At 65.0% G+C, this 13,222-nt stretch carries 13 protein-coding genes; 5 read left to right on the forward strand and 8 right to left on the reverse strand.

The features are described 5' to 3' along the window. Positions 1 to 77: 77 nt before the first annotated feature. On the reverse strand, positions 78 to 1,403 hold the full coding sequence (gene fliI, locus GDN70_RS32000; RefSeq protein ID WP_038972090.1) for a flagellar protein export ATPase FliI: 1,326 nt from the start codon (positions 1,401 to 1,403) through the stop codon (positions 78 to 80). Positions 1,404 to 1,843: 440 nt separating this feature from the next. Here fliI and ctrA point away from each other — a divergent pair, with 440 nt between their 5' ends. From ctrA to GDN70_RS32020, 4 genes are all read left to right on the forward strand, one after another. Then, complete coding sequence (gene ctrA, locus GDN70_RS32005; protein ID WP_008138878.1) at positions 1,844 to 2,545, forward strand: response regulator transcription factor CtrA; 702 nt, start codon at positions 1,844 to 1,846, stop codon at positions 2,543 to 2,545. Between the two features lie 172 nt (positions 2,546 to 2,717). After that, positions 2,718 to 3,122 (forward strand): DUF350 domain-containing protein, encoded by a 405-nt coding sequence (locus GDN70_RS32010; protein WP_028142189.1) that lies wholly within the window; start codon positions 2,718 to 2,720, stop codon positions 3,120 to 3,122. Between the two features lies 1 nt (position 3,123). Next, complete coding sequence (locus GDN70_RS35640) at positions 3,124 to 3,525, forward strand: hypothetical protein (RefSeq protein WP_152103517.1); 402 nt, start codon at positions 3,124 to 3,126, stop codon at positions 3,523 to 3,525. Positions 3,526 to 3,528: 3 nt separating this feature from the next. Beyond that, positions 3,529 to 4,689 carry a glutathionylspermidine synthase family protein gene (locus GDN70_RS32020; RefSeq protein ID WP_152103518.1) on the forward strand — a complete coding sequence of 387 codons (1,161 nt, stop codon included), beginning with the start codon at positions 3,529 to 3,531 and terminating at the stop codon, positions 4,687 to 4,689. Positions 4,690 to 4,980: 291 nt separating this feature from the next. Here the strand turns inward: GDN70_RS32020 and GDN70_RS32025 are convergent, their stop codons facing one another. The 6 genes from GDN70_RS32025 to chpT form a co-directional block, all read right to left on the reverse strand. Beyond that, positions 4,981 to 5,853 (reverse strand): protein-glutamate O-methyltransferase CheR, encoded by an 873-nt coding sequence (locus GDN70_RS32025; RefSeq protein WP_028142186.1) that lies wholly within the window; start codon positions 5,851 to 5,853, stop codon positions 4,981 to 4,983. Beyond that, on the reverse strand, positions 5,850 to 7,040 hold the full coding sequence (locus GDN70_RS32030; protein WP_152103519.1) for a chemotaxis response regulator protein-glutamate methylesterase: 1,191 nt from the start codon (positions 7,038 to 7,040) through the stop codon (positions 5,850 to 5,852). Before GDN70_RS32030 ends, GDN70_RS32025 begins: the two co-directional genes overlap by 4 nt. Positions 7,041 to 7,114: 74 nt before the next feature. Further along, complete coding sequence (locus GDN70_RS32035; RefSeq protein ID WP_007600538.1) at positions 7,115 to 7,480, reverse strand: PleD family two-component system response regulator; 366 nt, start codon at positions 7,478 to 7,480, stop codon at positions 7,115 to 7,117. A 73-nt stretch (positions 7,481 to 7,553) separates the two neighbouring features. After that, complete coding sequence (locus tag GDN70_RS32040; protein WP_095425226.1) at positions 7,554 to 8,024, reverse strand: chemotaxis protein CheW; 471 nt, start codon at positions 8,022 to 8,024, stop codon at positions 7,554 to 7,556. Positions 8,025 to 8,051: 27 nt separating this feature from the next. After that, positions 8,052 to 10,850 carry a hybrid sensor histidine kinase/response regulator gene (locus GDN70_RS32045; RefSeq protein WP_109866543.1) on the reverse strand — a complete coding sequence of 933 codons (2,799 nt, stop codon included), beginning with the start codon at positions 10,848 to 10,850 and terminating at the stop codon, positions 8,052 to 8,054. Positions 10,851 to 11,045: 195 nt separating this feature from the next. After that, entirely contained in the window at positions 11,046 to 11,699 is a 654-nt protein-coding gene (gene chpT, locus GDN70_RS32050; protein WP_026202749.1) for a histidine phosphotransferase ChpT, read from the reverse strand. 226 nt (positions 11,700 to 11,925) lie between these two features. Here chpT and GDN70_RS32055 point away from each other — a divergent pair, with 226 nt between their 5' ends. Continuing rightward, a complete protein-coding gene (locus GDN70_RS32055; RefSeq protein ID WP_050995753.1) occupies positions 11,926 to 12,708 on the forward strand; it encodes a 3'(2'),5'-bisphosphate nucleotidase CysQ in 783 nt (260 codons plus the stop codon). A 6-nt stretch (positions 12,709 to 12,714) separates the two neighbouring features. On the opposite strand, the gene GDN70_RS32060 is transcribed toward GDN70_RS32055, so the two are convergent. Next, positions 12,715 to 13,200, reverse strand: a complete 486-nt coding sequence (locus GDN70_RS32060) for a YHS domain-containing (seleno)protein (RefSeq protein ID WP_152103520.1) — start codon at positions 13,198 to 13,200, stop codon at positions 12,715 to 12,717. Between the last annotated feature and the right edge of the window lie 22 nt (positions 13,201 to 13,222).

Raw genomic sequence — 13,222 nt, forward strand, 5'->3', positions numbered from 1 at the left:
ACCGGTCTCCCCACAGGCCCAACAGGGGCCAAGACCGGCTCTGCTACTCTGTGGGATGGGATGATGACCTGACAAAGTTAGCGTTCCGTTTCCAAATTACCGAGGATTTGCGCCAATTGGCGATACCCGTCCGCCAGAGACGCATTTTCGTCCTTGCGCTGGCGCAGGAACGCCTCGAGCGGTTCGTGCAGGCGGATCGCCTCGTCGACCTCGGGGCTGGAGCCGGCCCGGTAGGCGCCGAGCCGGATCAATTCCTCCATGTCGGCATAGGTCGCCATCACCGCCCGCGCCTTCTGGATGACGGGCCAGAACTGCGGATCGGCCGATTTCGGCATGGTGCGGGAGACGGATTTGAGGATGTTGATGGCGGGGTAGCGGCCGCGCTCGGCGATCGAGCGCTGCATCACGATGTGGCCGTCGAGGATGCCGCGGACCGCATCGGCGATCGGCTCGTTATGGTCGTCGCCGTCGACCAGCACCGTGAAGATCGCGGTGATGGCGCCCTCCCCCAGGCCCGGTCCGGCGCGCTCCAGGAGCTTCGGCAGCTCGGTGAAGACGGTCGGCGTGTAGCCCTTGGCCGTCGGCGGCTCGCCGGCGGACAGGCCGATCTCGCGCTGGGCCATGGCAAAGCGCGTCACCGAGTCCATCAGGCAGAGCACGTCCTGATCCTCGTCGCGGAAATATTCGGCGACCGCGAGCGTGAGATACGCCGCCTGCCGGCGCATCAGCGCCGGCTCGTCGGAGGTTGCGACCACCACGACCGAACGGGCGAGGCCCTCCTCGCCGAGGTCGTCCTGCAGAAATTCCTGCACCTCGCGGCCGCGTTCGCCGATCAGCCCGATGACGCTGACCGCGGCATCGACGTTGCGCGCGAGCATCGACAGCAGCACCGATTTGCCGACGCCGGACCCTGCGAAGATGCCCATGCGCTGGCCGCGGCAGCAGGTGAGGAAGGTGTTCATCGCGCGCACGCCGAGATCGAGCGGGGCGCCGACACGCTTGCGCGAATGCGCCGGCGGCGGCGCATTGCGGAACGGCATCGGCGAGGCGCCCTGCGGCAGCGGTCCCTTGCCGTCGATCGGCTCGCCCAGCGCGTTGACGACGCGGCCGAGCCAGGCCGACGACGGCCGCACCAGATTGGCGGCATTGGCGATGACGGCCTTGCAGCCGCGACGCACGCCGTCGAGGCCGGCGAACGGCATCACGACAGCATTGTTGCCGGAGAAGCCGATCACCTCGCAGGGAATCGAACGGTTGGCGCCGGTCTCGATCACCAGCCGCGCGCCGACCGACATCGCATGAATCGGGCCGGCCACCTCGACCATCAGGCCGCGGACACCGACGACGCGGCCATAGATATTGATGCCGTCGATGTCGCCGATCTGTTCGGCAAGCGCCTTCATAAGGGAGCCTTCATTAAGGACCGCGCCTTGGTCATCCCCAGGGTCGCCCTTTGCGATCCCCGGGACTTCACGGTGAAAACCTTAAGTTTCGCCATATTTCTGAACGGCGCTTAACTTCGTGTTTACCCGCATCATTAATCATTGCGTCACTGTCTTTGTGACTGAGCGTGACTCCCCTTCAGAAGAAGGCTGAGTCGCGGGAGTCGGTTAGGCCCGTCTCTTAAAGTGGAACTTGAACTGAGCTGGGTGACGAAAGCTGCTTCGCGCACAGGACCTTAGGGCGATTCGACAAAAATTGCACCCGGGGGACTTGCGTTCCAGAATCAGGATTTGTTAACCATCTGTTGTCAGGATCCGAATCAGTTGTTCAAAGGCGTTTTGTTGAGTGCCGCGAATGCGGCCGACCTGACGCCCAGGAGCGGCGACTATGGGGAACTGGCATGCGCGTTTTGCTGATTGAAGATGACAGCGCCGTCGCGCAGTCGATCGAGCTGATGCTGAAGTCTGAGAGCTTCAACGTCTACACGACCGATTTGGGGGAAGAAGGCGTCGATCTCGGTAAATTATACGATTACGACATTATCCTTCTCGACCTCAACCTGCCCGACATGTCCGGCTACGACGTGCTCAAGCAGCTTCGGGTCTCCAAGATCAAGACACCGATCCTGATCCTCTCCGGCCTCGCCGGCATCGAGGACAAGGTCAAGGGTCTCGGCGTCGGCGCCGACGACTACATGACCAAGCCCTTCCACAAGGACGAGCTGGTGGCCCGCATCCACGCGATCGTGCGCCGCTCCAAGGGTCACGCCCAGTCGGTCATCCAGACCGGCGACCTCGTCGTCAACCTCGACACCAAGACGGTGGAAGTCGGCGGCCAGCGCGTGCATCTGACCGGCAAGGAATACCAGATGCTGGAGCTGCTCTCGCTCCGCAAGGGCACGACCCTGACCAAGGAAATGTTCCTCAACCATCTCTATGGCGGCATGGACGAGCCCGAGCTGAAGATCATCGACGTCTTCATCTGCAAGCTCCGCAAGAAGCTGGCCAACGCTTCCGAGGGACGCAACTTCATCGAGACCGTGTGGGGCCGCGGCTACGTGCTGCGCGAGCCGCACGAGCACGAAGAGCGCATTCCCGCCTGATCTTCTGGGTTTACGTCGCGGGCCCTTTCGGGCTCGCTCCTCCCAGCCTGGACCCCGCCGCAAATGGCGGGGTTTTGTTTTTTGGGGACGTGAAGGCGGCTTTGTCGCCGTCCCGCCATTGAACCGCTATGCTTCCCCCGCCGACGAATGGTCGCTGCACGATGGGGGAACGATGATCCTGCAATCACTGGCCGGCCTGCCCGCCTTCCTGGTCTATTTCTGCACCGGGCTGATCGCGATCGTGGCGTATCTGTTCGTCTATACCCGCATCACCGCGCATAACGAGTTCCAGCTGATCCGCGACAACGAGCCGGCCGCGGCGATCGCGCTCGGCCTCAGCCTGCTCGGCTTCGTGGCGCCGCTGGTCAGCGCCATCGCGCATTCGGCCAATGTGCTGGACTGCCTGATCTGGGCGACGATCGCGCTGATCGTGCAGATCATCGTGTTCTTTCTCGTGAGAGTGCCGGTGCCGAAGCTGTCGGAGCGGATCGCCGCCGGCGAGCTTGCGCCCGCGATCTGGCTCGGGCTGTCCTCGCTCGCCGCGGGCCTGCTCAACGCCGCCAGCATGATCTATTGAGATGGCCGACAAACCGTCCAAACAGCAGTTCGGCAAGCGTCGGCCGCGCCTGCCACGGCCATTGCCGCTGCCGGCCAAGGAGCCGACGAAGCGCTCAGGCCATGTCGCCCTGCTGGTGATGGGCACGCTCGCGGTCGGCACCACCGCCTACACGATGATGCCGCGGCAGAATTGCGAGCCCACGCCCGGCGCCGTGCCGGGGCAGACGACCACGACCTGCACAAGCAGCAGCGGCAGCAGCTCGTCAGGCGGCAGCAGCTCGCGCTGGTCGTCGCGGTCGAGCTTCTTCAGCAGCGATTCTTCGAGCCATTCCTCCTCGAGCACGTCGTCCGATTCCGGCCACAGCAGCGTCAGCCGCGGCGGCTTCGGCTCGTTCGGCCATGGCTTCTCGGGCGGCGGTTGATCCATGCAGCGCATCAATTGCCTGGAGCGCGACGACTGGCGGGAGACCGCGGCGCAATGCGGCTTCGTCTTCCACACCATCGACGGCGAACGCTATTGGGACGAGCGCGCTTATTACGGCTTCACGCTCGACGAGATCGAGCGCGGCATCGAGACGCCGACCGCCGAGATCGAGGCGATGTGCCTGGAGCTTGCCGGCCGCGTCATCGGCGAGGAGCGATATTTGCGGCGCTTGCAGATTCCGGAAGCGTTCTGGAGCCTGATCGCCGAGAGCTGGCAGCGCGACGACCGCAGCCTCTATGGCCGGCTCGATTTGAAATTCGACGGCAAGTCGCCGGCAAAACTGCTCGAATACAACGCGGATACGCCGACCTCGATCTTCGAGGCCGCGGTGTTTCAATGGACCTGGCTCGAGCAGGCGATCGAGCGCCGCATCGTCCCTGTTCGCGCCGATCAGTTCAACTCCATCCATGAGCGATTGATCGCGGCGTGGAAGGAGATCGCCGCGGGCCGCCACGTCCATCTCACCGGCACCACCGACAACTCGGAAGACGCCGGCACGCTCGCTTATCTCGAGGACACCGCGCGCCAGGCCGGCCTCTCGACCAGGTTGCTCGACATCGAAGAGGTCGGCTGGCGCGATGAGCCTGCCGGCTTCGTCGATCTCGACGAGGCCGACATCGCACTCGCCTTCAAGCTCTATCCCTGGGAATGGATGTTCCAGGATTCCTTCGGCGCGAAGCTGAAGGAGGCGCCGACGCGCTGGATCGAGCCGCCGTGGAAAGCGGTGCTCTCCAACAAGGGCATTTTGCCGCTGCTGTGGGAGATGTTTCCGAACCATCCCCATCTGCTGCCGGCGTTCTTCGAGGACGACGCGCGGGCAGCGGAGCTCGGAACGTCGTATGTCCGCAAGCCGCTGCTGTCGCGCGAAGGCGCCAACGTCACGATCGTGTCCGGCGGCGTATCGCTGGACGAGCAGGAAGGTCCCTACGGCGCCGAAGGTTTCGTGCGCCAGGCGCTCTCGCCGCTGCCGAATTTTTCAGGCTTCTATCCGGTGGTGGGAAGCTGGCTGGTGAACCACGAGCCGTGCGGATTGTCGATCCGCGAGGACGAGAGCCCAATCACCGGCAACCGCTCGCGGTTTCTGCCGCATGCGATTTTGTGATTTGTCGTTCCGGGGCGCGACAAAGTCGCGAGCCCGGAATCCATAGTCACAGGCGGATCGAATGGCCCCGCGTCTAACCACCTGCCTGTTACGATGGCTTGTGGTTATGGATTCCGGGCTCGGCGCTGACGCGCCGCCCCGGAATGACGAGGAGAAGATTCACCTCGCAGCAGTATCGTAGGGTGGGCAAAGCGAAGCGTGCCCACCATTTCAGTTGCACAATTGGATCGATGGTGGGCACGGCGCAAGTGCGCCTTTGCCCACCCTACGATTCCTAACGCGTGGAGGAATTCACCTCGCCGCAGCAATCTTCAGCGGCTGCGGCATCAATCCGCCCATGGGGCGGCCGGAGCGTGCGGGGTTGAGCTGGTAGAGACCGCGGCGGTCGGTGATGGGACGGAACGCATCGGTGATACCGACGACGGATTCGGCGGCGCCAAGCAGCAACGTGCCGTCGGCCTCCAGGCCCTTCGCCATCCGCTCGAAGATCACCGCCTTGGTGTCCTGGTCGAAATAGATCAGCACGTTGCGGCAGAAGATCACGTCGAACGTGCCGAGATGGGAGAAGTCCTGCAGCAGATTGAGCTGGCGGAACTGCACCATGGCGCGAATGTCGGCATTGAGCTGCCAGGTCTCGCCGGCTTGCGTGAAATACTTCATCAGGTGCTGGATCGGCAGGCCGCGCTGCACTTCGAACTGGCTGTAGATTCCGGCCTTGGATTTCTCCAGCACCTCCTGCGACAGATCGGTGGCGACGATCTCGATGCGCCAGCCGGCCAACGCTGCGCCCATCTCCTTCACGCACATCGCGATCGAATAGGGCTCCTGACCCGTCGACGACGCCGCCGACCAGATGCGCAAGCTCTTGCGCGCCGCGCGCGCCTTGATCAGGCCCGGCAGGATGGTGTCGCGCAAGTGATCGAAGGGAATCTTGTCGCGGTAGAAGAAGGTCTCGTTGGTGGTCATCGCTTCGACGACGTCGGTGGCAAGCCGGCCGTCGCCGTTCCTGATCTTCAGCACGAGATCGGGAATGCCTGACAGACTCGCCTTGCGCGCCAGCGGCAAGAGCCGGCTCTCGACCAGATATTGCTTGTCAGGGGACAGATCGAGTCCGGAGCGCTCTTTCAGGAACTTACGCAGATAGTCGTAGTCAACCGGCGTCACGCGCGATCTCCCGCGAACAGGCGGTTGACCTTGGCGCCGATCTGGTTGAGCGGAAGGATCGCCGCGCAGATGCCGGCATTGGCCGCCGCGCCCGGCATGCCCCAGACCACGCTGGAGGCTTCGTCCTGCGCGATGACGCTGCCGCCGGCGGCAACGATGTCCTTGCCGCCGCGCATGCCGTCCGAGCCCATGCCGGTCAGGATCACGGAGAGGATGCTGCCGTGCCAGATGTCGATGGCGGAGGTGAAGAGCGGATCGACCGCGGGCTTGCAGAAATTGACGGCGGGGCCGTCGTCGAGCGCGATCACGGTGTCCGCGCCGCTGCGCACCACGCGCATGTGCTTGCCGCCGGGCGCAAGATAAATCCGTCCCGGCTTCACCGGCTCGCCGTCGACCGCCTCGGCTGCCGGCTTACGGCTCGAACGCGCCAGATGCTCGGCAAGGATGGTGGTGAAGGTCGGCGGCATGTGCTGGGTGATCAGCACCGGGAAGCGGTCGATCACCGGGCCGAGCTCGGTGACGAGCGCCATCAGCGCCTGCGGACCGCCGGTCGAGGAGCCGATCAGCAGCACCTTGGGCGCCTGAGTGGAGAACGGGCGCATGGTGAGCGCCCCTGACGACGCAGCAGGCACCGCCGGAACGGGCGCTGTGGGCCGCGCAACAGGACTACGCGGGGCCGGAGCCGGGCTTGCGGGCGCCAGCGGCGGGCTTGCGACCGCGGCCTTGCGACGCAGCCGCGCACCGAGATGGCGGATCTTCTGGATCAGGTCGTGATGAAAGATGTCGGCGGCCGACGCCTCGCGCGTCGATTCCGGCTTCGGAATGTAATCGGCGGCGCCGAGCGACAGTGCCTTGAAGCTGATCTCCGCGTTACGGCGGGTCAGCGTCGAAGCCATGATGATGACGAGATCGCGCTTCTTCGCCAGCAGCTGCGGCAGCGCCGAGATGCCGTCGAGCTCGGGCATTTCGATGTCGAGCACGGCAACGTCGGGATTGATGCGTTCGATCTGGTTGACCGCTTCGAGCCCGGTGCGCAGCGAGGCAGCGACCTCCATGTCGTGCTCGGCACCGATCCAGCGCGAGATCAGACCGCGGATGACGACGGAGTCGTCGACGATCATCACCCGCAGCGGCCCCGCTTCGCGCGAGCCGGTCGTGGTCGAATTACCTGCGAACGCAACACTCATTACTCACCAACTCAGACTGAAAGGGTACAGTTGAAAACGAGCGCCGAAGCATCCTTCGGCCTCCGGCCGATCGCTCAGATAAGGCCGACTTCCTGGAATTTCGCCGTCACAATGTCCTTGTCGAACGGCTTCATGATGTATTCGTTGGCGCCGGCATGCAGTGCGCGCGCGATATGCGCGACGTCGTTCTCAGTGGTGCAGAACACGACCTTGGGCTGATCGCCGCCGGGCATGCGCCTGAGATGGCCGAGGAACTCGTAGCCGTCCATCACGGGCATGTTCCAGTCGAGCAGCACCGCATCGGGCAAGCCGCGCTTGCAAGCCTCCAGCGCCTTCTCACCGTCCTCAGCTTCGAGGATCTGGAAGTCGAGGCCCTCCAGGATCCGGCGCGCAACCTTGCGAATGACGCTGGAATCATCAACGACGAGACAAGTTCGCATGTGAACCTCTGCTTCCTCCCCCTTTGCGGGGGGCACTTCCAATTGCAAGTCCGTCGGCGACGATGCCGCAGTATCAGGCCGCCATCATCTCGGGCGCGAGCTCGAGGACGCGATCGACGTCGAGGACGACCATGAGCTGGCCGTCGAGGCGATGGACGCCGCCGGCGAGCTTGGCCATGCGGGGGTCGAGGTTGACGGGATTTTCTTCCATGCCGGCTTCGGGCAGGCGCAGCACCTCGCCGATCTGGTCGATCAGGAGGCCATAGGATTCGCCGCGGAGGTCAACGCCGACCGCCATCGGCACCTTGCCGTCCTCGGGCTGCGGCAGGCCGAGGCGGGCGCGCATGTCGACCACGGTGACGATGCGGCCGCGCAGATTGAGCACGCCCGCGATCTCGCGCGAGGACAAGGGCACGCGGGTGACGCGCTCGGGCATGAACACGTCCTGGACCCGGGAGATCGGCAGGCCGAACAGCTGGCCGCCGATCATCGCGGTGACGTATTCGACCATGGCGCCTTCGCCCACTTGCGTCTTCTTGTTCATCTGCTTCTCCTGATCCCTGTCCTACCCTTACGCCGCTGCCCGGTTCAGCTCGGAGGCGCCGGCGGCACCCGCGGTCTGCTCCTTCAGCGCCGCGATCAGACCGGGACGGTCGAACTTGGCGACATAGTCGTGGAAGCCAGCCTGACGGCCGCGCTCGATCGCCGCCGGCGACACCAGCGCGGACAGGCCGATGATCGGCATCGAGCCGAGGTTGTTGTCGGAGCGAATAACTTCCGCGAACTCGAACCCGTTCATGTCGGGCATCTCGATGTCGGTCAGGACCACGTCGAAGCTCTGGGCACGGAGCGCAGCGAGGCCCTCCTGCGCGGTCGGCGCGGTGCGGACGCGGTAGCCGGCGGCCTTGAGCACCGGCGCCAGCATGTTGCGGAAGAAGGCGCTGTCGTCGACCAGCAGCACCGACTGCGAGTGCATCGACGGCTTCATCTCCTTGCGGGTGAACCAGTCGGCGAACGCCATCGGGAGGAAGTGGCCGACGTCGATCACCTCGGTGGCCTGGCCCTTGATCACGGCCGAGCCGAGGATGCCGGAGGCGGAGCCGCCGACCTCGATGTTGAGCCGTTCCTCGACGATGTCGATGATCTCGTCGACGACGAGGCCCATGGAGCGGCCGTCATCGGCGAACACCAGGATCGGCTGGGCGCCCTGGCTGGCAATGGTGACGCTCTCCATGGCGACGAGCGGCATCAGCTGCTCGCGGTATTGCACCATGTAGCGGCCGTTCGAGAACTCGATCTTGTCGGCGGGCAGCTCTTCCAGGCGGGTGACGAGGCCAAGCGGGACCGCCTTGGGCTGCGACGAGCCGGCGCGGAACACCAGCAGCGAAGTGGTCTGCTCGCCGCTTCCGATGTGATGCGCGCCGTTCTCGTCGCCCATGTCATGGGCCGAGGAGCCGGCGGCGCCGAGCGCCTTGGCAATGCCGTTGGGGTCGATGATCATGATCACCGCGCCATCGCCCAGGATGGTGTTGCCGGAGAACATGTCGATGTGACGCAGCTTGGTCGACATCGGCTTCACCACGATCTCTTCGGTGTGGAACACGCCGTCGACGACGATGCCGAAGGTCTGGCTGCCGACTTGCGTGACCACGATGAAGCCGTTCTCGGGATCCGACGCGGCGCCGTCGTCGATCTTGAGCAGCTTCTTCAGATGGATCAGCGGCAGCAGCTTGTTGCGCAAGCGGAGGACCGCGGTGTCCTTGATGCGCTCGATGCGGTGCTCTGAGTTGGCGCGGGCCCGCACCAGCTCGACCACCGAGAGCTGCGGGATCGCAAAGCGGTCGCCGGCGGCTTCGACGATCAGGGCGGAGACGATGGCCAGCGTCAGCGGGATCTTGATGGTGACGGAGCTTCCCTCGCCGGCCACCGACTTGATGTCGATGGTGCCGCCGATCTGGTCGATATTGGTGCGCACCACGTCCATGCCGACGCCGCGGCCGGAGACCGAGGTGATGGCGGCTGCGGTGGAGAAGCCGGGCGCGAAGATGAACTTGTGGATCTGGGCTTCGCTCATCTTCTCGAGCTCGGCCTCGGTGACCAACCCTGAGGAGATCGCCTTGGCCTTGATCTTCTCGGTGTTGAGGCCACGGCCGTTGTCGGCGATGCAGATGATGATGTGGCCGCCCTCGTGATAGGCGGACAGGCGGATGGTGCCCTGCTCGCCCTTGCCGGATGCGAGACGCTCGGCGGGGGTCTCCAGGCCATGATCGGCGGAGTTGCGCACCATGTGGGTGAGCGGGTCCTTGATCAGGTCGAGCACCTGGCGGTCGAGCTCGGTGTCGGCGCCGTGCATCTCCAATTCGATCTGCTTGCCGAGTTCGCTCGACAGGTCGCGGACGATGCGGGGCAGCTTCTGCCAGGCATTGCCGATCGGCTGCATGCGCGTCTTCATGACGCCTTCCTGCAGCTCGGCGGTGACGTTGGACAGGCGCTGCAACGGCACCTTGAACTCGGTGTCCTCGTTGCGGCGGGAGATCTCCAGCAGCTGGTTGCGGGTCAGCACCAGCTCGGAGACCATGGTCATCAGATGCTCCAGCGTATCCACGTTGACGCGGATCGACTGGTTGGCGATGCGGTCGCCTTCGCTGGCGCCCTCGTCGGCCATCGACTTCTTCGGCGCGGCCTTCTCCTTGGCGGGCTTTGCGACTTCCTTGGCAACGGGCGCGGGCGCTTCAGCGGCCGGCGCGGGCTCGGCCTTGGCTTCAGGCTTGGCGACGGGCGCGGGCGTCGGCGCTTCGATCGCGGTCTCGCGGAAGGCACGCTCGAGCTCGTCGAGCGAGACTTCGCCCGGACGCAGCGGGCGCTCCAGGGTCTGGTCGATCAGCGTGCCCGAGGTCAGGTTTGCCGGCGCAGCAGCGGCAACCGGTGCTTCCGGCACCAGCGGCGGAGCTTCGGCAACGGGAGCGGCGGCAGCGCCCGCGGCCATTGCCGCCATGCCCTGCTCGACCATCGCTTCCAGCTTGTCGATGAGATCGCGGTCGGTCCCCTCGGGCTCGGCTTCGGTCGCCTCGAGGCCGGCGAGGATTTCCTTGATGCGGTCGATCGAGGACAGGATCACCGTCACCGCCTGCCCGGTCACCGGCATGCCGTCACGGAATTTGCCCATCAACGTCTCGCCGGCATGCGCCAGCGCTTCCAGCCGCGGCAATCCGAGGAAGCCGCAGGTGCCCTTGATGGTGTGGACCAGGCGGAAGATGTTATCCAGGATCTTGGCGTTGTTCGGCTCCTGTTCGAACTTCACCAACTGGTTGTCGACGGTGTCCAGGCTCTCGCTGGTCTCCGTCAAAAACTCCCGCAACAGATCATCCATGAAAACAGGCCTTCATACAGGGCGGGCACGCACGAATTGTGATGCGCCTATTCGGAATGGGGCCAGCTTCACCGCAAAGCGTTTAATATTGGTTGAGTATGTGCAAAAGAACGGAACCAACAAAGAGATAAGGCGCTCCGGACAAGCCGAAGCGCCTCGTAAAGTTTTGATTAAGATGCCGAGCGCTGCGCGCGTTTACGAAGCGGTAATGATGATGGCTTCGCCTTCCGGCTTGAGCGTCACGGTGAGCCCGCAGGCCTGCGCCAGCAGCCGCGTATAATAAGGCTGGATCGCATGCGCATCCGCGGCAGGGCCGCGCTCGCCGCTCAAGAGCTCGGAGATGTTCTGCGGCAGGCGCGCATTATGTCCGGTCGCGGTGATGCGAAAGCTCATCGTTTCGCCCTCGCCGATCGGGTCGATCGTCAGCATGCCGCCGCGCGGGATCGTGTGCTGGGACACGACCAGCATGTTGAGCAGCAGCTTGACGCGATTCTTCGGCAGCAGGAGCCGGGGCAGATTCCAGGTGATCGAGCACTTGCCATCCTCGATGTGGCCGCGCGCCATGGTCTGGGCATCGCCGAGATCGATTTGCGCCCCGGACGAGCCGGCGGCGCCGAAGGCGAGACGGCAGAACTGCAGCCGGGCGGAGGCGGTCTTGGCGCTCTTGCGAATCAGGTCGAGCGCGAATTCGCGGTCTTCCGGCTTGGGATCGTCGTCGAGCACTTCGAGCCCGTTGACGATGGCGCCGACGGGGCTGATGAGATCGTGACAGACCCGCGAGCACAGCAGCGCTGCGAGTTCGAGCATATCGGGAGCAGTAGCAGTCGCGGGCGACGAGGCGTCAGACATATAAAGGGGTCCTGGAGGGTTCCTGAAATTGCACGGCGGACGCCGCGAATCACGCATGCTTGACGGATGCTTCGGGTTCTAACATTCGCCAGCCCGTGGCAGCTAGCTTGCGATAGGTTCGAAGCGGCCATAAAGGGGCTGCGGGCGAATCAACTGAGGGGCGAGACTTGCTGACGAATGAGGCACACAGGTGAGGATCATCGACGCCGAGGCCGCATCCCGGTTGATGGAGCCGCTCACCGCGCTGGTGGTGAAGGCGGGCGAGGCGATCCTCAGCGTCAACCGCGCGGCGATGCGGATCGACGGCAAGCAGGACGGCTCGCCGGTAACCGAGGCGGATCTCGCCGCCGACCATATCATCGCGGACGGCCTGGCCCAGCTTGCGGGCGACGTGCCGACCCTTTCGGAAGAGCGGACCCAGCTCGCCTCGCCCTCGTTTGATGGCAGCTTCTTCCTGATCGACCCGCTCGACGGCACCAAGGAGTTCGTCGCCGGTCGCGACGAGTTCACCGTCAACCTCGCTTTGGTGACATCAGGCGTGCCGCTGCTGGGCATCGTCAGCGCGCCTGCGCTCGGCCTGCTCTGGCGCGGCATCGTCGGCCGCGGCGCCGAGCGCGTGAGCTTTGACGGCGCTACCATCGGCGTGGCCGAGCCGATCCACACCCGCAAGCTGCCTGCGCAAGGCGAGCCCTGGATCGCGGCGGTGAGCCGCTCGCACGGCGATCCCAGGAGCGAAGCGTTCATCGACAGCAGGCCCAAAGCCGTCAGACGGACCGTCGGCTCGGCCGTGAAATTCGGCCGGATCGCGGAAGGCAGCGCCGACATCTACCCCCGGTTCGGGCCCACCTGCGAATGGGACGTCGGGGCCGGCTCTGCGGTCGTAACCGCGGCCGGCGGCAAGGTGACCGACGGCAAGGGCGGCGAGCTCCGCTTCGGCGAACGGCACGCCAGCGGCTTCATCATCCCGGAGTTCATCGCCTGGGGCGACCCGCAGGCGGCAAGACTCTGAAGGCTGCTACTGACCGAGCTTGTCCTGAAGGGCCGGCCAGCGCTTGCCCACCTCATAGAGGAACCGCTCGGGATTGGCGGCGAAGGCGTCGCGGTTGGCTTCCCGGCTGAACAGATAGAGCCGCTGCGCCACGATCGCGAAGAAACGGGGATTGCCGGCGACGGTCACCCCGCGGGCGATGTCGGCGGGGTCGTAGCCGCCGAATTGCGGTCCATAGATTTCGGGATGGGCCAGGAAGGAGGCGCGGTTGCCCTCGTTGCGGAAGCGCCAGACCGCGCCCCAGAGGTTCGCCTCGAACTCCGCCGTGCCCTGCATGGCCGCCCCCGCGACGAAATAGGCGACGGGATCGAACCCTTCGATGGCGACGCCGGTGAAGCGGTTGACGACGACCCGCTCGGTGGTGGCGGCCCCGGCCGGCGTGACCGGGCCGGTCAGCCATATGCCCGACAGCAGGCAGACGAGGAGGCCGATCAAGGCAATTCCGGGGCGCAAAGGGCTATCTTCCTGCCGTTGT

Source organism: Bradyrhizobium sp. TM102 (assembly GCF_009176685.1).
Classification (GTDB): Bacteria; Pseudomonadota; Alphaproteobacteria; order Rhizobiales; family Xanthobacteraceae; genus Bradyrhizobium; species Bradyrhizobium ottawaense.